The following is a 21,551-nucleotide window of genomic DNA, read 5'->3' on the forward strand; positions in this document are numbered from 1 at the left end:
TAATTCATTCCAGTCAGCCATATCCCATTCACCGGGCGTGTGGTGGGCGACGGGGGCATCTTCCTCTGATATCGGCTCCCTCCTATCGATCATCGCTAATCGCTTTCGGTGCTGTGTTGCGGATTCCGTCAATGATGACCTGCAGGCCGTCCCGGAACAGGGTGGGCTCAATCACGATCGGCGGAAGCAATCGGATCACGTTCTCGTGCACGCCGTTCGTCAACGCCAGCACTCCGTTCGCGTGGCAATAGGCTGATACCGCCTTGGCGCGGCCGGACGCAGGCTCCATCGTCGCCTCGTCGCCGAACTCTATGCCGATCATTGCCCCGCGGACGCGGACATCAATGACGCCGTGCCCCCCTCCGACGAGCGGGCGGAGCATCTCGATGGCGATCCTGCCCAGATCCGTTGCCTTGTCCAAAACCCCGTCGGTGTCCAGCTGTTCGAAGACGGCAAGAGCAGCTTCACAAGACAGCGGATTCCCCGCGTACGTGCCTCCGAGGCCAGCGGGATGCACTGCGTTCATGACGTCGGCCGCTCCAGTTACCGAGCTGAGCGGCATACCGTTGGCAAGAGCTTTTGCTGCGACCAGGAGGTCTGGAACCACATCTTCGTACTCAATGGCCCAGATCCGTCCTGTACGACCCATCCCGCTTTGGACTTCGTCGGCAATCAGAAGGATGCCGTGCTCATCGGCGATCTCCCGCAACCCGGCCAGGAAGCCCTTCTGTGGAATCAGGCATCCGGCCTCGCCGAGGATCGGTTCGATGATCATGGCCGCAAACGACGTAGGATCGTTCTCCCGCAAGGCTGCCCGGACACAGTCCAGTGAAAGCTCAACTGCGTCCGCCGAAGCGCGTGGTGAAGTTGGTACCGGGACGTGGATGACGTCGTTTGAGAACGGCCCGAATCCGGTCTTGTAGGGATGTGCCTTGGAGGTCAAGGACATCGTCATGTGTGTTCGGCCGTGGTAAGCACCGTCAAAGGCCAGAACCTTCGACCTTCCTGTGAAGTAGCGGGCAATTTTCACAGCGTTCTCGTTTGCCTCGGCTCCCGTGGAGAACAGCGCAGTGCGCTTCTCCTTGCTGCCAGGTGCCCGCCGGTTCAGCCATCGGCAGACTTCCACGTAGCTCTCATACTCGGTGGTCATGAAACACGTGTGCGTGAACCGGTCTAGTTGTGCCTGCAATCGCTCCCTGACGCGTTCGTTCGAGGCGCCAAGGGAAGTCGGTCCCAGTCCTGAAGCGAAATCGACGATGCGGTTTCCGTCCACGTCCAGGAGGATGCCGCCGTCGGCACAGTCAATAAAGACCGGCAGCTGCGCGCCGAACCCGTTCGACACATGGGCGCGCCGTTCAACCATGAGCTCCCGTGAGCGCGGGCCGGGGATCTCCGTGGCGAGGTACCTTTCCTGCGGTACTCCCTGAACTGCCCGTCGCTGGTCAAAGCCTGGGAGCAACTGGTTACCGGTGATCATGAGGACGGTCCTCCATGTAATCGGCGATGAAGCCTGTGTTGAATTTGCCGCTCCTGAACGTCTCCGTGTTAAGGACTTCGCGGTGAAATGCAGCTGTGGTCACGACGCCCTCGATCGTGAACTCACTTAGGGCCCTGAGGGTCCGCTCGATCGCCTCTTCCCGGTCCTGCCCCCAGCAGATGAGCTTGCCGATCATCGAGTCGTAGAACGGCGGGATGCTGGATCCGCTTTCGATGTGGGTGTCAAGCCGCACGCCGAATCCCCCCGGTGCCCGGAATCCTTGGATCGTTCCGGGGTTGGGTGCAAAATTGCGCTCAGCGTCTTCTGCGTTGATACGGCATTCGATGGCATGGCCGCGTATGCGAACGTCGTTCTGGGTGATCCTGAGTTTTTCTCCCCCGGCTATGTTCAGCTGCAGCTTGATCAGGTCTATCCCCGTCACCATTTCGGACACCGGATGCTCAACCTGGATACGTGTATTCATCTCAATGAAGTAGTACTCGCCGGTTGCGTTGTCGAAAACGAACTCCACCGTTCCGGCGTTGGTGTACCCAACTTCCTCGCAGAGTGCTACGGCTGCCTTCGCCAGGCCTTCCCGTGTTTCGTGGTCGATTACCGGAGAAGGCGCTTCTTCGACGAGTTTCTGGTTGCGACGTTGCACAGTGCAGTCCCGTTCGCCCAGGTGCAATGTAGTTGTGCCGTCCGAGACCACCTGGATCTCGATGTGGCGGATGTCGGTGAGATAGCGCTCGATGTATACGGAGGGGTCTCCGAAGGCGACTTCGGCTTCGGCCATGATTTCCGCGAGGTCACCGGCAAGCGTCTCGGCGGCCTTCACGACGCGGAGGCCGCGGCCTCCACCACCGGCCGCAGCTTTGATCAGTAAGGGGAAGCCGACTTCTTCTGCCACCCGAAACGCCTCGTCGTGATCGGCAATGGCTCCGTCGGAGCCGGGGACGGTGGGCACCCCTGCACGTCTGGCGATTTTCTTCGCCTCGATCTTGTCCCCCATGCGGCGGATAACCTCTGCAGATGGTCCAACGAAGCCCACGCCCTCGGTCTCGCACAGTGCTACGAAGTCGGCGTTCTCCGACAGGAACCCATACCCCGGGTGGATCGCGTCCGCACCGCTCCCCTGTGCCGCGGCGATCAGTGCATCGGCGTGGCGGTAGCTGAGCTTGGCCGGTGCAGGACCTATGCAGAGGGACTGGTCGGCAAGCCTGACGGGAAGGGAGTCCCGGTCGGCTTCCGAATGCGCGATGATGCTGCGGATCCCGAGTTCCTTGCAGGCGCGGATCACTCGCAGGGCGATTTCGCCGCGGTTGGCGATCAGCACACTGGAGAGCGTCATGCTGTTTTCCGGATCACGATCAGGGGTTGGCCGTATTCGACCATCGACTCGTTCTCCACCAGCACGCGGGCCACGGTGCCCTCGACGCCGGCTTCGATGTTGTTCATGAGCTTCATGACTTCGACGATGCCCAGGACGCTGTTCGGAGCCACGGTGTCGCCAATGGATACGAAGGCAGGCGCACCCGGCTGGGGGGAAGCATAAAAGGTGCCGAGCATAGGAGCGGTGATCAGTACCTCATTGTCGGCGAGTAGTCCGGCGTCGTTCGCTGCATTTGGCTCCCCCTCAGCGGGTGTGACCGCTGAGTTCTGTGCCGCGGGCACGGGCGCTGCCTGCTTTGTTGGACTCGACGGCGCGGCGGCCGTGGGTGCAGGTGCCGGAGGGGCGCCATGGTGGCCGTTAGTGGACGCCGGTGCTTCTTGTACGCGGCCGGTGGTGTGGCGGTTTCGCGATACGTACAGTTCAATGTCGCCGAACTTGAGCGAAAGTTCCCGGACGTCTTCTGCGAGATTCACCCAGTCAACAATTGCCTTGAGTTCTTTCATGTCGGGCAGGCTATTGACCATTTTCCTTGTCTCCTTTTTCCAGGGTGATCAGCAGATCGCCACTTTTGAGTGCCTGTCGGCCGGTCCGGGTGGTGTTGTAGAGGGTGGTGATGAGGTCGAGCGTTGGTGTCGGTTGATCTCCGGCGGACCCGCCTCCTGAGACGACCCTTTTCATCTCATCCACCTGTGTTCCTGCGAACTGAGCCCGGAGCAGCCACAGGTCCATGTCTTCGTCCGGGTACCGCGCCCGGAGGGACGGCAGCATCGGTGCCAATGGCTCCGGTGTTTCTGCAATGTTTGAGGATCCGTTGGCCAGGATCTTCTCCAGCGCTGCAGGCTCAAGGGGTGCCAGAGGCTTGCCATAGTAGCCGAGGGCGTATTTCTTCACCTCGTTGGGAACCACGCGATAGCGTTCTCCGCTCATGACGTTCATGACCGCTTGGGTTCCCACATGTTGGGCGAAGGGGGTGATCATGATGGGATAGGCCAGTTCGGCACGCACGCGGGCAACTTCCTGCATGAGCTCATCGAAGCGGTCCGCCAGGCCGGCCGCCTCGAGCTGCGACTGGAAGTTCGACAACATCCCGCCGGGTGTTTGGTGCATGTAATGCATGCCCGTGTATTCGTGGGGCACTCCAATCGGCTTGCCTTCTTCCTCTGCGATGCGGGAAATCTTCCGGCTGATCGCCGCGACGCGTACGTCATCGACGTTCACCGTGTAGCCAAGCGCCCGCAGATCCCGCACCGTGCCCTGGGTGGAGGGTTGCCCGTTGCCCGAGGCGAGCGGCGCGATGGAAGTGTGTATGGAGTCGGCTCCGAGTTCCACCGCTTCCAGGCAGACCAGCGGCGCAAGGCCCGTCAGGCTGTGGGTGTGTACTTCCAGCGGCCTGTTTCCTATGACGGCACGCAACGCCGGTACCAGGGTACGGACCCTATCCGGAGTCAGGAGCCCTCCGGCGTCCTTGAGCATGATCCTGTCCACGCCGGCTTTTTCGATCAGCTCCTGCGCTTTGGCGACGAACAGATCGTCGGTGTGCACCGGCGACTCACAGAAGGACACTGCGCCGAAGGTCTCTGCGCCCAGGTCTTTGGCCCGGAGCAGGGCTGCGGAGATATTGTCGACGTCGTTAAGCCCGTCGAACGCGCCGATCTCCCTGAAACCGTTGGCCACAAGGCGATCAACCCACGCCTCAATGACGTCGTCGGGCAGGAAATCGAAGCTTGCCAGGTTCTTTGAGCGGATTAATGCTCTGAAGGTCGTGTTGGGCGCATGCCGGTGCATCAGCCGGACCCGCTCCCACGGGTCTTCCTTCAGGTACCGGACGGCGACATCGAATTGGATGGGCGCCATCAAGTCCACGTGCTCGAACCCCGCAGCGTCGAATTCCTCGATCATCTCGATCATGTGAGATGTGCGCATGCGCGTCGCCCACAGGCTCTGGTGGCCGTCGCGCAGCGTGGTGTCGATGATTTTCACTTCACGGCGACTGTGTGGGGGTCGTCCGCCGCGGCTCATGACTTCCGCGATGTTGACGGAGGAGTTCTCCGGCATGTGCCTCAGCTCCTTTGCTGGTGTGGTGGTGGGGTGTGCGGGTTCCGCGTCAGCGTGTGGCAAGGTGCGGCGAGCCGGCCTTCGCCGAGAAATTCTTCGGCGGGAGGTCCGCCATCGTCAGGAGCCCGGGCGGGAAGCCAGGAAGCGACGGGATGACGTTCGCGGCGACAGCGACGGTGGACGCATAGCTGTCGACGCGGCTGCTGGAGAACTGCAATGTTTGGAATCCGCTGTCAATCCTCCAGCTGTCGCCCTCGGGGAAGCTGTCCGCGGTCTCGAAGATCCCGAAGTCGATGGCTGCATCGACCACCACCCGGCCATCGACGAGTCCCTTCGCTGAGTGCCTGAGCACTGCGATCGTTCCAGCTTCAAGGGTGAGGTGAGGAGTTGTGCGCGGGTGCTCAGTGAAGAGGACAGGTGCCGGCTCATCGACGACGATCTCGTCGAGGCTCCAGCCCAGGCCGTCACCAAGGGCGGCGACGGACTCCCGGAAGCCCACGTGCCCGATCACCCCGCCCTCCTTACGTTGGGCGGCAAACTGTGTGGCCGTGAGCCCGAAGCCGAATTTCGAGAGGATGCCTCCGTACCCGGACATCTCCGCTGTCCTGCGCATCGTCACGCTGGTCACGTCCGTGGTGAGGCTGCTGAGCAGCATGGGGAGGGTGTCCAGGAGGATTCCAGGGTTGCAGCCGGTGCCCAGGACGGTGCGGCCCGCGGCCCGGGCCCGCGCGTCGATGCGCCGGGCAACGGGACCATGGTCGAAGAAACCGAAGCCCAGCTGTTCGCAAATGGTGACCACGTCCATGCCGCGGTCCAGGAGCGCGTTGATGATCGGTTCGACCTCCGCGACGAACGACGTGGTGGCGACGAATGCGACGTCGGCATCGGGCGCATCTGCCACGCCAGCCGCCACGCGGGCAGCCGGGTCCGCGCCGGGGACGACGGAGGCGAGGTCACCTGGGCCTGTTGCAGGGTCGACGGCGCCGACCAGCCGGCATTGCGAGGCGCCGACCAGCAGCGCTCCCACGGCACGGCCTACGGCTCCCAGACCGACGAGCAGCACGCGTGGGGCGTCAGTAGAGTTCATGATTGTCCTTTGGGATGAGTGGGGGTTAGGGATGGCGGCTTGGCATCAGCGGTCAGCCGAGGCCGCCCAGAGTGTCTGTCTCGGTGTAGCCGATCCGGGCCAGCACCTCGGGCCGGGTCCGCCGGATGCGGGCGAACCAGGCGAATCCGACGAGCATCGACGCCACGAAGACGTACGGAATGAGGTTCAGCGGGAACGCCGGCACCGGCCAGACGTTCGCGAAGAAGATGTACGCCATGGCCAGCACGGCGATGGTCGCACACACCGTGACCAGGGTGCGCGGCATGCCCATCTTCCGCACGTACACCGCGCAGGCGAACGAGACGAGGGCGTAGGCGGCCATGTAGCCGTACACTCCCAACGTGTCGAGCCAGATCACGATCTCCATCGGGTGTATTCCGTTGAGCAGCAGGGCGATGTCAACGACGACCGATAAGGTGCCGCCGATGAGGAGCACCCGGTGTGGAGTGAGGTGCTTGCGGTGAGTCCGGCCGAGGCTCTCGTGCACCACTCCCTCCTTGCCCATGACGTAGACGATGCGTCCGAACACGTTGAGCGCTGCGATGCACACAGCCGAGAACGAGGCAGCGACGCCGAAGAGCAGTACGGCCGTGAACCAACCGGGCATGCCGATCCTGTCAGCGATGTCCTGCAGCGGGTTCGCCGATTCCGCGAGCCCGTCGCCGAGCACCGCGATCTGCGTGTACGCCCCGAAGAGGTAGATCAAGCCGATGCCGACGACGCTCCACATGATGACGCGGGGAATGGCCTTGTACGGATTCTTTGCCTCACGGCCGAGCGCGTCGGCCGAGGAGAAACCCGCGAAGCCGAGAACGCCCAGCTCCATACCCGCCGCGATACCCTGAGGCGGTGCACCTACAAGGGTGAACTGCTGGGGATGCCACGCGTCCGGTCCGATCGCGAAAAGTGCGGTGACGAACAGCGTCAGGATGATCAGCACGGACACGATCTCCAGCACGAACGAGACACGCGCTGAGATCTGGATCCCTTGGATGGTGAAGAACGTCGTGACGGCACCGAGGATCAGGGTCAGCACGACGTACCCGACCGTGCTGGCCGCCGGCACACCGAAGGCCTGCAGCAGGTCGGCCGCGTAGGAGACGCCACCGCCGAGCGAGCCCGCCGTGACCCCCCAGCAGCCGATGATCAACGCCAGACCGGCAATGTAAGCGGCCGTCGGTCCGAGCGACTTCGACACGTAGGTGTAAAGGGAACCGGCCGAGGCGTTCTTCCTCGCGAAGATGGTGACGCACCAGCCGACGCTGAGGATCACAATCATCGCGAGCAGGAGCGACAGCAGTGTGCCGCTTCCCGCGCTGATGAATATCGCGGCCGCGGTGAACGCCAGGACCGCGCTCGGGGCGATGTTGGCGATGGCCTGGGCGCCGAGCTCGGCGGGCCCCATCACGCCGCGACGCAGCCCGGCATCTTGGGGAGGTGCCTGTTTGACTGTGGACATGGGTGCTCTCCTTCGAGCGAATGATTTGTGAGGTTTTGTTCGGTCCTTCTGCTCAGATCAGGGGATGAGCAGTGTCCGCAGCACGCCGCCCGCCTCGAGGTCATCAAGCGCCTCCGCAGCTTCGGCCAGTGGTCGGCGCCCCGAAATGAGCGGGTCCAGCTTGAGCCGGCCTTCCATGTATTGGTCCACCAGGGCGGGAATGTCGATTGAGGGGCGGACCGAACCATAATTGGACCCGAGGATCCGCTGGTCAGCTTCGGCGAGGACCAACGGCTCAAACGAAGCCTTGGCACCGGTGGGCGGCAGTCCAACAATCACAGCGGCGCCCCCGAGGGCCAACATTGCAATCGCCTGCTCGGTAGTAGCGGTGCGTCCAATCGCATCGAACGCGTAGTCGACACCGTCAGGAAGCAACGCGCGCAGCTGCTCAACCGCGTTGCCTTTGGAGGCATCGATGCGATCGGTCGCACCGAACTCCAGAGCCATCTCCGTCTTTTCGGGCACGACGTCGATCGCGATAATCCGCTCGGCTCCCGCTATTCTGGCGCCCTGGACCACGTTGAGTCCCACCCCTCCGCAGCCGATGACGGCGACCGTCGAGCCGGGCTCGACGCCTGCGGTGTTCGTGACGGCGCCGACGCCCGTAGCGACTGCACAGCCGACCACGGAGATCACGTCGAGCGGGGCGTCATCGCGGACCTTAATCGCACCGGATGCCGGCACCACCACCTCCTCCGCGAAAGAGGAAACGCCCAAGTAGTGGAATAGGGTTTCTTCGTCGCCGTCGTCGGTGGTCTTGCTCATGCGGGGGGTGCCGTCGAACAGCACGCCCTTAGGCGCCACGAGGGTCGCAACTTTGTGGCAGCGTGCCTCGTGGCCCTGTTGGCAGTAGCGGCACTCGCCGCACGGCGGCACCCAGCTGAGGACCACATGGTCACCTACGGTGAGCGATGTGACGCCCTCGCCGAGTTCGACGACGACGCCTGAACCTTCGTGCCCCATCACCATGGGGACGGCGGCGCCCCAGTCACCCTGGCGGACGTGCAGATCGGAATGGCAGACGCCGGCCGCCGCGATCTTGACGCGGACTTCAGCCGCTTTCGGGGCAGCTAGATCGACATCGTTCACGGCAACGCGGGTAGCGGAATCGCGGAAGACAACAGCCTTCATGCTTCCTTCTCCTTCAAATTGGGCATGCGGGATCAGCACCTCGCATGTAAGGGGGGTGGGGGTCGAGGCAGTGCGGCAGCTCTGCCTCAAAGTCCGGATATCCGGATGATGCCGGTGGTTTATTCAGCGACGAAATAGAGTCGTTTGTTCGCGAACTCCCCGATGCCCACGGGTCCCATTTCACGGCCGAAACCGGATCGCTTCACGCCGCCGAACGGGATGTCCGCTCCTTCCGCGGCAATAATGTTCACGTGGGCCATGCCGACCTCCAGCTTCGAGGCCACGCGTGCAGCGCGTGCCGTGTCAGTCGAGAACACCGAACCGCCAAGGCCCATCGGGCAGTCATTGGCCAGCTCCAGTGCCTCTTCGTCGCTGTGCACCCGATACACAATCGCGACGGGCCCGAAGATCTCTTCACGGTAGGACGCGGAATCGCGCGGGACGTCGACGAGCACTGCCGGAGAGTAGTAGGCACCGGGCCCGTCGGACAGGACACCGCCGGCCAGCAAACGTGCACCTTCAGAGACGGCTCGGCGGACCTGCGCGTCAACGGTTTCCGCTGCGGCGCGGGTGGAGAGTGGGGTGTACTCCCCCGCTTCGAGATTCAGTTGGTCGCCGGGTTTGAGCCCGTCGGCCAGTCGCACCAGTTCGGCGACGAAGTCGTCGTAGATGTCGTTCATGACGATCAGGCGCTTGTTGGAGTTGCAGACCTGGCCGCAGTTGTAGGTGCGGTTCTCCCACGCCGTCTGGGCGATGCCGGCCACGTCGTCGGAGCCCAGGACCACCATCGCATCGATACCCCCGAGTTCCAGAACGCACTTCTTCAGAGCAGCACCGGCCTGGGCGCCGATTATTGCACCCGCGGCTTCCGAACCCGTTAGTGAAATGCCCTGCACCCGGGGATCGCCGATGATGGCTGCGATCTGCGCATGCGAGGTGAATAAGGCTTGGTAACCTCCGGCCGGAACGCCGGCCTCCTCCAGGATCTCCTGCATGACCACGTTCGAGCGCGGACAGATATCGGCATGCTTAAGCAGGATCGAGTTCCCGAGCACCAAATTCGGGGCCGCGAAGCGGGCCACCTGGTAATAGGGGAAGTTCCACGGCATGACACCGAGGAGGACGCCCAGCGGCAGCTGCTCGACTACCGCCTTGCCCGGCACGGAGCTTGGAATCTCGTAGCCGGCGATGAGACCCGGTCCGTGGACGCCGTAGTAATCGAAGATCGAGGCTGCGAAATCGACTTCTTCAAGGGCGGCTTCGATGGACTTGCCCATTTCGGTGGAGATGATCCGCGCAAGCTCTGCACGACGCTCCGTGAAGAGCCCGGCGACGCGCCGTACTACTCCGGCGCGATGCTGCACGCTCTGGCCTCTCCATTCCCGATAGGCGCTCTCAGCAGCTGTGAGCTGTTGCTCTACCTGGTCGTCGGTTGCTGACTCAAATGTTTCAGTAATGTCGCCGGTCGCCGGGTTCTGAACTCGGTACTTGGCCATGATGGTTCCTGTCCGTTTCTTTGGAATTTCGTCTGAGCGCCCTTTAGTGGGCGGCGAGGCGTGCCCGTCGTCGGCTGCCGTTGAACAAATCGCTGACCCGGTCGAAGAGCCAAACCGCGCGCAGCACCAATGGATTTATCGCCGGAGAGGGCGCGTAACCCGCTTTTTCCTCCCAGACCGACTCAAGGTCCGCTGATCGCTTGCCGTCGACGATGTTGTCGGCGATGAGCGACCCCAGATAGGGAGCCTGCGCGAGCCCGTGGCCGTTGCAGGAGGCGGAGTAGTAGACGTTGTCTCCGACCCGCCCGGCCACCGTGGTCCACGACGAGGAGAATGAGATCCAGCCTCCCCAGCAGCGCGCGATGGGAACGTCGGACAGCGATGGGAAGCGCTTGTAAAAATTGTCCGCCAGTTCCCTCATCATCCCCGGGTCGGGACTTCTTGGCTGGAGCGGATAGTTAGCCCCCGATTCCAGACGCCGGACACCGAAGACAATGGTGTTGCGGGCCGTGAGTCGGAAGTTCTCCATGATCTGATGCTGCGTGACCACGCCCGAGCGGCTCGTCCATCCCAGTGCAGCGATCCGCTCCGGAGCGATCGGCTCCGTCTCGACCTCGATGATCCATGAGGGGGTCGAGAGGTGCTTGGGGATGATGTCCCACTCGCCGGAGTAGGCATTCGTCGACAGTACGACTCTGTTCGCGATGAGCTCTGCACCAGAGGAGGTGGTCATAACGACCTTGCCGCCCCTGCGCTGCACATCGATGACCCGGGACTTTTCGAACACACGCGCCGACGAGTCGAGCAGTGCCCGCCGCACCCCACGGCTCAGCTTGCCCCGATTGAGCATTCCGCCGCGACGCTCGCGCATGCCTCCAACGAAGGCCTCGGGGATGCCGATCTCCTTGGCCGTGCCGACCTGTCCATCGACTCCGACCTTCCTGAGGATCGCCGCGAGGGTTTTCACCCGGAACATCTGGATCGGGGACACAGCCGCCCACACCATGCCATTGGCGTCGTAGTCGCAATCGATCTTGTGGTCCTCGATGAGCCCGTCCACGTAGTGCGCCGCGTTGTCGGCGAACCTCACCATGCCGGGCAGCTTCTTCGGGGAGAGGACGCGCAGCATCCGGAGGTCGCCGCCGGGAGCGGAGGCTATCTGCCCGCCGTTACGCGAGCTGGCTCCGTATCCGCAGAACTCGGGTTCGAGGAGCACCACGTCCACTCCGCGCTGGGCGAGCCGCAGCGCGGTTGCCATACCGCCCACGCCGCCGCCGACCACGGCGACGTCGCACTCCTGGATCCCCCGCAGGGACGGCGCGAGTTCCGTTGGTGGGTCAATCCATCCGGTGAACGTGGCGTACTCCACGTTCTTGAACTTGGCGTTCATGACAGTATTCCTTCTTTGTTCGCGGCGGCAGCGACGTCCTCCCGCGCGTTCCGCTCCGACAGCGCCTTGTAGCCCTTGAAGTAGATGAACCCCTGGGTTCCCCACGTTGCCAGCGCAGCTGTGTAGAACCAGGAGCGGTGGGCGTCATCGAACGGCCATGGGAAGAAGTCGTACGTGGTGGCGATCAGCATCGCCACGAGCGTGATCATCTCGGTGGCTATGGCCCAGCCCTTCGAGCCGGCACGCCAGAGCCTCCGCGCGAAATAGAACAGGAAGATCGACGTGATCAGGTTTGTGACGGCGAAAAACGTCGCGGGGGCCACGCCATACGCCCCACCCTCGTGGAGCCCCACCAGGAAGATTCCGCCGGCAATCGCGAGTACGAAGGCGCCGATCTCCGCCCAGAGGGTCGGCTTGTAACGATGAGTGACCATCATCAGGCCGAGGATGAGGACCAGAGTAAACCCGAACGAGCGCGAGAACGCGTCGAGGAAATACGCAATCGTGTACATGGGGCTGCTCGGGTCGCCGCCGCTCAAGAGCGACCAGAGCAGGAAGTTGGTCGCCGAGGTGCCGACCACCATCCACTCGAGCCCGAGGAGATAGTTCTTATGCCTCCGGATGAACAGCCACCCGTAGAAGAAACCTACGAATATGAGCCACAGATCTGCGAGAAGGAAGAGCGTTTCAATCATTTTTCTGATTCCTTTCGAATGCGCTGGGCGACGCGCTCAGCAGCACGCTGTCCGGTGAGTACCGCGCCGTTCATGCATCCGGCCCATTCGCCGGCGGTCTCGGTGCCCGCCCACTCGACGCGACCATGCGGTTCGGTAAGGGCGCGTGCATACGTCGTCGAGGCATAGGGGGGTGCCGCAGGGTTGGGCCCTCCTGGGGCGAACGTGTCCGTGCCCCAACAGTGGTCTACGTAGTCGATGGGTTCTTTTGCCCGGTCCCCATATAGTCCGGCCAATTGGTCAAGGACACGCGCGCGTCGGAGTTCTGGACTGAAACCATCGAAGACTCGCGGATCGCAGAAGGCCATCAGGATCCCCGGACCGTTCTGGGGCGAGACATCGAAGGTGATGAACACGGTGCCGGTGTCGGTAACGGCCTCACCGGAAAGCCCTTCGGCCCGCCAGAACGGCGTCTTGTATGCCACCAGTGCCTTACTCAGGGCACCCATGCGCCAGGTCTTGGTAAGGCCTTCGGCTGTCTCGGATAATGCAGGTTCGAACTGAATGTCAGCGCGGTGTGCGGGAGCGACCGTAACTATGGCGTGCCTGGCCTGGATTGTTGCCGAGCCGGCATGGACAATGACGCCCTGTCCGTCCTGGACTATCCGGCGAACCGGCGTATTCAGCACCACACGGTCACCGAGTGTCTGTGCAAGCCGCCGGGCGATTTCCTGGGTGGTCTCGACAATCCGGTCCTGCTGCTGACCGTTTTCGACATCCAACATGTGGTTGAGGTCCCCCACGGCCCGGATGTAGCGCAGTGCGTGAAGCAAGGACACGTCACCTGGGCTGGCGCCCCACTGCACCTTACTGATCAAAGTCATCAAGGCGCGTGTGCTGGGTAATGCACGCTTCTTGTCGAGCCATTCGCCGAAGGAGATAGAATCCAGCTTGGCCGCGTCTGGAGACTCCCAAGCAGCCTCGACGTCGATCGCGCCCACGAGCTTCTCGAGGGCCATTTGGATGCGGGCCATGTCGACCACACCGGCGGGTGAGACCGGCGGAATCGTCCCCTTGTATTCCCGTCGCTTGCCCGCCAGCCACTGGACGTTGCGGCCTGTGGCGAATTGGCTCGTCGTGGTGCAGCCGACGCGGGATGCTAAATCACGGATCGCGGTATGGCGGGGTGAGACCCAGGTGGCACCGAGATCCACTTTCACGCCGGCAACCTCCCCTGTGTAGGACCGGCCACCAACCCGATCCCGGCCTTCCAGGACCATGACCGACGCGCCAGTGCTCACAAGCCGGTCCGCGGCGCTCAGCCCCGCGAAGCCCGCCCCCACGATCACGACGTCGACGATTTCCCTGCGTGTCCGTGTATCAATTGATCTGGACATGGCATCCTCCTGTTCCAACACGTTCGGCGTGCTGGGAAATGTATTGAGTGATGGGGTCCACCAAGGCTTCGGGCATGTGGTGACCCATTCCGGGAATGACCACGTGCTGCGCCCTGCGGATCGCCTTGACGGTCGCTTCCCCGCCGGTTTGGGCCACCATGAGGTCACGGTCACCGTTGATGACCAAGGTTGGTGCTGTGATTCTGGCCAGATCCGCGGTTCTGTCTCCGGTTAGCTGGATTGCCTGGATCTGACGTGCTGTTCCGGCTGCCAGGTCCCCGGTGCTGCGGTCCCACCCCCGCGCCGCGATGGCTGCCTCGGCGGCATCGTCGATCGGGTATTCCTTGCCTGCAATGTGCCGGGTGATCCTCAGATGGGCGCGTACAGCCTCGGTACGGTTGCGGGCATCCGGGCCCATGAGTAGCCGGACCGTTGCCTTTGCAGGCTGTCCAACCTTCCGGGAGCCGGTGGTGGAATAGATCGACGTCAGGGACAAAACGCGGCCAGGTTCGGTCGCCGCGGTGGTCTGGGCGATCATTCCGCCGAGGGAGCGGCCAACTACATGCGCCCGCTCGATCCTCAGATGGTCAAGCACGCCCACTGCATCTTGGGCCATGTCAGCAAGCGTGTATCCGTCGCGGCGCGGACGCGCCAGGACTTGGCGCCACACCGCCGGGGCCGGCGTCGTCATGAACGTGGACCTGCCGACGTCGCGGTTGTCCATGGACACCACCCGGAAACCATGCCCGACTAGGGCATTGACCACCGGCTCGGTCCAGAACGTTAGATCCTCCCCAAGTCCAGCGATCAGCAGTATCACCGGGTCAGTTTTGCTGCCGGCGTCGCGGAAGCAGATGGTCACTCCTGAGGGCACGACGGCGAAGTGGTCCAGATCCGTAGTGGCTGGCTCAGACACGTGCCACCTGCTGACCGGATGCACGACGGCCAGCCGACCGCACCCCGAATTCGAGGTTTTCGTCGGTAACCGGTCCGCGCAGCGCCTTGGCATCCTCCGGGTACGACATCATGGTCCGCCAAGGCTTCACCGGCCCTTGCCGGGGAAGGACGCCCTCCCCGCGTTTGGCGTATCCGGACTGCAAGTCCATGATCGGCTTGGTGGTCATTCCCGGCACCGCCACCGGCACGACCGTGTCGTATCCATGCGCGTCCATGTGCCTCACCAAATCGATGAAATAGCGGCACAGCAGGCTGACTTTCAGTGTCCAGGAGGACGTCGTATAGCCGATGGCCATGGCCCAGTTGGGGATCCCGCTCAGCAGTGTCCCGCGGTAGGCGATGCTGTGGGCAATATCGATCCGGCGACCGTCGACTTCGATGGGCATGCCGTCGAAGAGCTGCAGATTCAGTCCCGTCGCCGTCACAATGATGTCGGCCGGCAGTTCCTCGCCCGAGTCCAGGACCACGCCCCGTTTGCTGAAACGCGCGACGCTCCCGGTGACGACCGATGCGTCGCCTGACTTGATTGCCTCGAAGAAGTCCCCGTCGGGCGCGGCACAGAGCCGCTGGTCCCAAGGGGCGTAGGGCGGGTTGAAATGCTTATCGACGTCGAAGCCCTTCCCTAGCCTCTTGATGTTCTCGCGGCGGACCATGGCGCGCCCGACTTTGGGGAACCGTCGGAGGCCTTCGACGATCAGGTGCTCGGTCCAAATGTTCTTGATCCTGGTGGCTTTATAGCCGCGCCGTTCGCCAAGGAGCTTGGTGAGGGCCAGCGCCACACGGTCCACCCGAGGCAACGGCATGATGTAAGTGGGCGTCCGTTGGAGCATGGTGACATGGGTGGCTGCCCCTGGTCCTTTGGCCATGGCAGGAATCATGGTTACGGCTGTGGCGCCGCTGCCGATGATCACCACTTTTTTGCCGCTGTAGTCGAGTCCCTCAGGCCAGTGCTGCGGGTGCACCAGAACGCCTTCGAAGTCCTCACTGCCCGCGAACCCCGGGGAATAGCCCTCGTCGTACCTGTAGTAGCCGGTGGCGGCGAAGACCCAGCCGGCCCTGATGGTCTTAGTGACGGGGGCACCGGTTTCCGAATTCTTCGTGGCGACCGTAAGGGTCCACTGCGACTCCGCGGAGGACCATTCCGAGCGCCGCACGCGATGCCCGGTCCTGATGAGGCCTGCCAGACCGTTTTCATCGACCGTCTCGCGGAGATAGTCCAGGATCAATGGTGCGTCGGCGATTGCGTTCTCGTGGCGCCACGGTTTGAATTCATAACCGAAAGTGTGCAGATCGGAGTCCGAGCGGATTCCCGGGTACCGGAAAAGGTCCCACGTGCCGCCGATGTCGTCCCGGCCTTCGAGCACGATCAGGGACTTGCCGGGCAGCTCGCGCCTGAAGTACGTCGCTGCGCCGATCCCGGAGATTCCTGCTCCAATCACGACTATGTCGAATTCGTCGACCTCGTCTGATGCTCCACTGGTCATCGTTGGCTCCTTGCTGTTCAAATGCTGTTGATCAAGTGTCACCAGTCACACAGGGTGGTCACTACGACAATGCGCACCCCCTTTGACGGGCCCGGGTGCACCATGCACACATGCCGCCTCCCGCGGCGGAGTCCGTCGTGACTCATCCGCCACATCAAGGCAAACTGTCGATATGGAAGAACTTTGGGCCCCGCCAAGTCCCGCGGCTGCAGCCATGATTCGGTCTCTGTGCGAACGGCTCCTGGACGATGCGGACTCATTCGTAAGCGCTGTCTGGGAACCTACAGTGATTGCCCTCAACGCCCCTGCTCTGCTGTCGGACGCATCGCTGTTGGCGGAAGACCGTGAACTCAACCGCTCTGATCTTGTTCAGTGGTTGACCTCGAACATCCAGCGCCCGGGGATTCGAGTGGATGTTTATGTCGGCCCGAGAACGGCCGCCTACATTGGCGACCTTGTATCTCGCGGTATCGCTCCGAACTTTGCTGCCGGGTGGAGGTCTGCATTGGCGGTCGGTTGGCGGGGATGGCTCACCCAATGTGTGTCTCACTGCTCTGAGCCGGATGTTCTTGTCGAGGTTCTGGACATATCGGCGCACTCATTGGTGCAGTACGCCCTCGACTCCGTTTCTGTTCTTCGTGAAGCAAGCCTTGCTGCGGCGATGGGCAACGCCGGTGCCGACGCGGTTGAACTGATCCAGCTGATCGCCAGCGGTGCACCCATGACGCAGGATTTCGTCGAGGAGCGCCTAAGTTACCGCCTGGCCCGCCAGCACGTCGCACTCGTTCTCTGGACAGATGACCCCCACCAGGGAAGTTGGTTGGATGAGGCCGTGTCAGCCTTGCGCTCGGCCGCCCCAAGGCGGGCTCTCCTTGTCGCCAGGGCCAGTGCCGCGGCACGATGGATCTGGATTTCCGGCCAGGAACTGCCTGACTTCCACCATCTGGAGAAAACCTTGATGGAAGAAACCCCGGTTCGGGGCGCTGTGGGGAGGCCGGGTCACGGGCTCGAAGGTTTCAAGTCAAGCCACCAGGACGCCCTGGCGGCCCAGGCGATGCTCACGAGGCTGGGATCGGGCCGTCAGTTCACTGTCTATGCCGACGTCGAACTGGTCGACAGCCTCACGAAAGACCGGGCCGGAGCGCAGCGCTTTGTGGCCAGGACGCTCGGCCCGCTGGCCGAGGCGGAGGTGACGTTGCAGCAGGCGCTGCTGACGTACGTGCAGTGCGGCTTTAACACCACACGGGCTGCGTCCCGGCTCTATCTGCACAGGAATACCGTGGAGCGTCGCGTCTCCAAGGCCAACGAACTCTCCGTAGTGAAAGTTGAGGACAACCCTGCCCACGTCGCCGCCGCTCTCCTCGTACTGGAAATCGTGCCCGGCATCATGGGGGCAGCGTCCACTTAGGGCAAGAATCGGACGCTAATGGCGTCTGCTCTTTGACTGTCAGGTCACCGTTGTAGCTGCAACCCAACGGTCTCTGCTCAAGTTATAGAGAACTTGACAGACGCAAAGATGCACACTTGGCTGGCCGAAGAAGGCGACCCAACGTGCGCGCCCACTATGCCGATGTGAGTTGCACACTCTGCGGATCGCCCTTGCCCGGGCAAACCGAAGCTTCGTGGCCGCCCAAGCACGGATAGGAGTGGACCTGGGCCTTGAGAGTTCAGGTTATTCGAAGTCATGTTGCGCTCAGCCGACCTACCCATGAAGAGGTGTAGGCCAACCACGACCTACCGGACGAACCAGGAGAGGAACGCATGACCCCAGCTCAGAGCAAGCGGAGGGTGCAGGAGCCACGACCCTAAACCCGCTCCCCCACAACTGAACAGGCCAACGGGCGGCCAGGCACAAGCCGGCACCACACATCAGAGGCCAGTGTCCACAATTGTCAACACTTAAAAGCAAAAACCCCCTCTGACGAGGGGGTATGCCGTGCCCGAGGTGGGACTCGAACCGGACTCCCGCCCCTCCAAACACTGGGAACTCCCGAAAACATGCGGACTCCGGCCGGATCCGACCTACGTACGGGCCAGTCCGCAGCCCAGAGTGTGCACAATGTGCACGCCCCCATTTGTCCCCTTGCCTGCCCCATGCAGCCGTCCAGCTCGTTGATCCAGAACTTGTCCTGCGGGTTCTCTCTTCTCGCCCTCCCCCGGGCCGCTGGTTCGCTACGACACCCGACATCCCGAATGGCGACTGCACTAAGGCAACACGAGGATGAGCCGGCTTAGGCCAGAACGACAAGACGTCCATTATCGGCGTTTGAAAATAGACAGGGGGAGTGCCTGTAAAAGGGGTGTGTCGTGCCATCGTTCGTAGCATTTATGCCCAAAATTCCGGAAGCTCCTAGGCAGCGCTTAGGCGTTCTGCGCATACGCGGCGTCGCCTGAGTATGGCTGGAACCCGGGTCTGCGAACAGTACTTCGGTACGCACCCTGCGCAGGTCTGCATCAGCGCTGTGCTGGGCTGGATATCAGCAAACGGGACGCAAGGTCTGTGCACGCTTACTACTCCGAGTCGTGCCCCATAGTCCCACCCGATACCCCGCATAGCTTTTTGATGCCTATCAGGTTCAACGGTTACGGCAGATGCTTATTGCATCAGATACCGATCTTGCCTTTACGCCGCCAGGCGACGTTGAACAGGCAGACACCGAGAGTAGGAATCCCTATGTCACCAACGGAATTTTCAGTCAATGGCCGTAGCTACGCATTTTCCGATGCACCCGTCGTGGTTATCTGCATTGACGGCAGCGAACCGGCATACCATGAAGAAGCGATTGCCGCAGGACGGATGCCGTGGCTGAAGGATCTTCTGGTGTCACGGGGTACGTCATGGGCGGCGCACTGCGCTGTTCCGACTCTGACAAACCCTAACAATATGTCTATCGCTACCGGCCGTCCCCCTGCTGTCCACGGGATCTGTGGCAACTACATTCTCGACCCTGAATCAGGGGAAGAAGTCCTGATGAACGATCCGAAGTTTCTGCGGGCGCCGACAATTTTTGCTGCGGCAGCAGCAGCCGGGATGTCGGTCGCGGTCGTAACCGCCAAGGACAAACTCTCCCGGCTGCTGGCCGCGGGCCTGACCCAGCCGGGCCTGGATCCGGCAGGGTCAGGTGCCCTGGTCGAACCAACTAACAAGGGCATCTGTTTCTCAGCCGAAAAAGCGCACCAGGCCACCGTGGAAACCAACGGCATCGATGCCGTGATGGAAATGGTCGATATGGATCTTCCCGAGGTTTATTCGGCCGCGCTAAGTGAGTTCGTGCTCGCCGCCGGCGTGCGGATCCTGCAGGACCGCACCCCTGACCTGATGTTCCTGACGTTGACTGATTACATTCAGCACAAGAACGCACCGGGAACGGAGACGGCCAACGATTTCTACGCCATGATTGATCACTATGCTGCCGCTCTTGACGAACTCGGCGCCGTCGTCGTCATCACTGCCGACCACGGCATGAGCCCGAAGCACAAGACCGACGGCACCCCTCAGGTCATCTATCTGGAAGAAGAAGTCAACCGGGTTCTAGGTATCGCCGGTGATGCTCCTGAAGGCGGCAGCCGCGTCATTCTTCCGATCACCGATCCCTACACCGTCCATCACGGCGCGCTTGGCTCGTTCGCCAATGTTTACCTGCCCGACGGTGCAGACCGCGAAGCAGTATTGGCCGCGCTTGAAGTGCGGGAAGGGATCTCCGGCGTCTACCGGTCCGAGGAGGCAGCCGAACTGTTCGACATGCCGTTGGACCGAATGGGTGACCTGACGGTGCTGTCGGATAAAAATACCGCGTTGGGCCGGTACGCTGCCTGGCACGATCTGGGCAATCTGGAAGTTCCGCTGCGTTCGCACGGAGGCCTGGGCGAGCTGAACATCCCGTTCTTCATCAACCGCGTTTTGCCCGCGCCGGCGGAGACCGCCAGCAAAGCCCCGAACGGCGATACGGCCATTGCTCACAACTACGACGCGTTTTGGGTCGCTACAACCCACGCCTCCCTGAACCTCGTGGGAATCAGCTGATTATCTGTCGCAGGGCCCGCCGGACCGGCGGGCCCAACAGGCACCTGCCCTGCCAGGGCATGCCGACTTACAGGTTTGCATGACGAGAGGACTAAGGAATGTCCGATTCAAGCCCACCCCAAACCGAAGTACAAGCCCAGCCCTCAGGAACTCCTTCAGAGAACCCGAAGACCTCCACGAAACGGCAGGAGCTGTTCAAATGGCAAGTCAGAATATTCGCGCTCTCCTGGCTCGCGTATGCGGCCTTTTACTTCCCGCGGTCGGCATTTTCTGCCGCTAAGGTCGGAATCCTCGAAGAAGGCTTCCTGACCCGCCAGACACTCGGACTTCTCGACTCCGCTTATCTGGCTGCATACGCCGTCGGCCAGTTTGTCTGGGGAGCGTGCGCTGAAAAATACGGCACGCGCGTCGTGGTCGCCGGTGGAATGGTGATGGCAGCGGTTGCTTCGCTGCTGATGGGCGTTGTCCCCGCCGTGGCACTGTTCCTGCCGCTGATGATCGTCCAAGGTCTGGCCCAGTCAACTGGCTGGTCTGCACTGAGCAAGAACATCGCTTCGTTTTTCTCCATCAGCAAGCGCGGCCGCGCCATGGGCTTTTTCTCCACCAGCTACGCTTTTGGCGGCCTCGCAGGTGCACCCGTTACGGGCTGGGTCGCCTACTCACTTTTTGACAGTTGGCGTTGGGCCTTCGTCGCGGGCACCGCCGTCATCATGATCGCTTTCGTTCTCTTCATCATCTTCCAGCGCAACTCCCCGGAAGAGGTCGGGCTGCCGGGGATCGACGAGGATCCATCGCTGCTGGACACCGAACATGAAAGAGGGTCAAAGTCTCCGGCCGGCGCCTCGGCCAGGACAAAGTTCTCCATCGGGGACCTCCTGGCCGCAGTCCGCTACGATCGCATGGTCCTCCGGCTGGGCCTGGTGTACTTCCTGATCAAACCCGCACGGTACGCGATCCTGCTCTGGGGTCCGGTACTCGTCCTGGAAGCCATGCCTGACCTGAGCGCCATGACCGCGATCATGGTACCCGTTGCCTTCGGCGTGACCGGAATGATTGCGCCCGTCCTGGCCGGCTGGATGTCTGACACCGTCTTCGGTGCCCGGCGTGTCCCGCCCAGTGTGCTCTGCCTGCTGCTTATGGTTGTGGCACTTGCACTCTGGCAGGTTGTCACGCAAACCGGGTCCCTTCCGCTGATCGTGGCACTCCTCGCCTTCATCGGCCTGACCGCCTATGCCTCCGATGCGATGATCTCGGGCGTCGCCGCCGTCGACTTCGGCACCTCCAAGTACGCCGCCGGGGCAACCGGCTTCGTCAACGGCTGCGGGTCCACCGGGGCAATCCTCGGCGGACTCCTTCCTGGATTCTTTTCCGGCATCGTCATCTTCTACATGTTCGCCGGCGCAGCACTGGCTGCCGTTGTAGTGCTCCTGCCATCCTGGAACAAACGGCCCATCAGCGTCTGATTGC

Annotated in this window: 16 protein-coding genes; 3 read left to right on the plus strand and 13 right to left on the minus strand. The window is 62.4% G+C overall.

The genetic code is table 11. The annotated features are described in order from the left end of the window. Window positions 1-82 precede the first annotated feature (82 nt). From J2805_RS16420 to J2805_RS16480, 13 genes are all read right to left on the minus strand, one after another. Window positions 83-1,477 carry an aminotransferase class III-fold pyridoxal phosphate-dependent enzyme gene (locus tag J2805_RS16420; protein WP_309978087.1) on the minus strand — a complete coding sequence of 465 codons (1,395 nt, stop codon included), beginning with the start codon at window positions 1,475-1,477 and terminating at the stop codon, window positions 83-85. Beyond that, window positions 1,464-2,828 (minus strand): acetyl-CoA carboxylase biotin carboxylase subunit, encoded by a 1,365-nt coding sequence (gene accC / locus J2805_RS16425; RefSeq protein WP_309978089.1) that lies wholly within the window; start codon window positions 2,826-2,828, stop codon window positions 1,464-1,466. Before accC ends, J2805_RS16420 begins: the two co-directional genes overlap by 14 nt. Beyond that, window positions 2,825-3,373: an acetyl-CoA carboxylase biotin carboxyl carrier protein gene (gene accB, locus J2805_RS16430; RefSeq protein ID WP_309978090.1), complete on the minus strand. Its 549-nt coding sequence runs from the start codon at window positions 3,371-3,373 to the stop codon at window positions 2,825-2,827. The genes accC and accB overlap by 4 nt, the downstream gene beginning before the upstream one ends. Window positions 3,374-3,383: 10 nt before the next feature. Then, window positions 3,384-4,925 carry a pyruvate carboxylase subunit B gene (locus tag J2805_RS16435; protein WP_309978092.1) on the minus strand — a complete coding sequence of 514 codons (1,542 nt, stop codon included), beginning with the start codon at window positions 4,923-4,925 and terminating at the stop codon, window positions 3,384-3,386. 49 nt (window positions 4,926-4,974) lie between these two features. Continuing rightward, window positions 4,975-6,012 carry a hypothetical protein gene (locus tag J2805_RS16440; protein ID WP_309978094.1) on the minus strand — a complete coding sequence of 346 codons (1,038 nt, stop codon included), beginning with the start codon at window positions 6,010-6,012 and terminating at the stop codon, window positions 4,975-4,977. Window positions 6,013-6,064: 52 nt separating this feature from the next. After that, window positions 6,065-7,492 (minus strand): APC family permease, encoded by a 1,428-nt coding sequence (locus tag J2805_RS16445; protein WP_309978096.1) that lies wholly within the window; start codon window positions 7,490-7,492, stop codon window positions 6,065-6,067. Window positions 7,493-7,549: 57 nt separating this feature from the next. Continuing rightward, on the minus strand, window positions 7,550-8,662 hold the full coding sequence (locus J2805_RS16450; protein ID WP_309978097.1) for a Zn-dependent alcohol dehydrogenase: 1,113 nt from the start codon (window positions 8,660-8,662) through the stop codon (window positions 7,550-7,552). 119 nt (window positions 8,663-8,781) lie between these two features. Then, a complete protein-coding gene (locus tag J2805_RS16455) occupies window positions 8,782-10,158 on the minus strand; it encodes an aldehyde dehydrogenase family protein (protein WP_309978099.1) in 1,377 nt (458 codons plus the stop codon). Window positions 10,159-10,201: 43 nt separating this feature from the next. Then, window positions 10,202-11,548 carry an NAD(P)/FAD-dependent oxidoreductase gene (locus J2805_RS16460; RefSeq protein ID WP_309978101.1) on the minus strand — a complete coding sequence of 449 codons (1,347 nt, stop codon included), beginning with the start codon at window positions 11,546-11,548 and terminating at the stop codon, window positions 10,202-10,204. Then, window positions 11,545-12,243 (minus strand): hypothetical protein, encoded by a 699-nt coding sequence (locus tag J2805_RS16465; RefSeq protein WP_309978103.1) that lies wholly within the window; start codon window positions 12,241-12,243, stop codon window positions 11,545-11,547. The genes J2805_RS16460 and J2805_RS16465 overlap by 4 nt, the downstream gene beginning before the upstream one ends. Next, window positions 12,240-13,619 carry a flavin monoamine oxidase family protein gene (locus J2805_RS16470; protein ID WP_309978105.1) on the minus strand — a complete coding sequence of 460 codons (1,380 nt, stop codon included), beginning with the start codon at window positions 13,617-13,619 and terminating at the stop codon, window positions 12,240-12,242. Before J2805_RS16470 ends, J2805_RS16465 begins: the two co-directional genes overlap by 4 nt. Beyond that, the gene (locus J2805_RS16475) at window positions 13,603-14,535 is read right to left on the minus strand and encodes an alpha/beta fold hydrolase (protein ID WP_309978107.1); all 933 of its coding nucleotides are present in this window, start codon (window positions 14,533-14,535) and stop codon (window positions 13,603-13,605) included. Before J2805_RS16475 ends, J2805_RS16470 begins: the two co-directional genes overlap by 17 nt. Then, window positions 14,528-16,060 (minus strand): flavin-containing monooxygenase, encoded by a 1,533-nt coding sequence (locus J2805_RS16480; RefSeq protein WP_309978109.1) that lies wholly within the window; start codon window positions 16,058-16,060, stop codon window positions 14,528-14,530. Before J2805_RS16480 ends, J2805_RS16475 begins: the two co-directional genes overlap by 8 nt. Before the next feature lie 286 nt (window positions 16,061-16,346). Here J2805_RS16480 and J2805_RS16485 point away from each other — a divergent pair, with 286 nt between their 5' ends. The 3 genes from J2805_RS16485 (at window position 16,347) to J2805_RS16495 (ending at window position 21,547) form a co-directional block, all read left to right on the plus strand. After that, window positions 16,347-17,468 carry a PucR family transcriptional regulator gene (locus tag J2805_RS16485; protein WP_309978111.1) on the plus strand — a complete coding sequence of 374 codons (1,122 nt, stop codon included), beginning with the start codon at window positions 16,347-16,349 and terminating at the stop codon, window positions 17,466-17,468. Window positions 17,469-18,734: 1,266 nt separating this feature from the next. Next, window positions 18,735-20,084, plus strand: coding sequence for a phosphonoacetate hydrolase (gene phnA, locus J2805_RS16490; RefSeq protein WP_309978113.1), 1,350 nt, complete (start codon window positions 18,735-18,737; stop codon window positions 20,082-20,084). A 98-nt stretch (window positions 20,085-20,182) separates the two neighbouring features. Next, window positions 20,183-21,547 carry an MFS transporter gene (locus J2805_RS16495; RefSeq protein WP_309978114.1) on the plus strand — a complete coding sequence of 455 codons (1,365 nt, stop codon included), beginning with the start codon at window positions 20,183-20,185 and terminating at the stop codon, window positions 21,545-21,547. Window positions 21,548-21,551: the final 4 nt, after the last annotated feature.

Source organism: Arthrobacter oryzae (genome assembly GCF_031454875.1).
GTDB lineage: Bacteria > Actinomycetota > Actinomycetes > Actinomycetales > Micrococcaceae > Arthrobacter > Arthrobacter oryzae_D.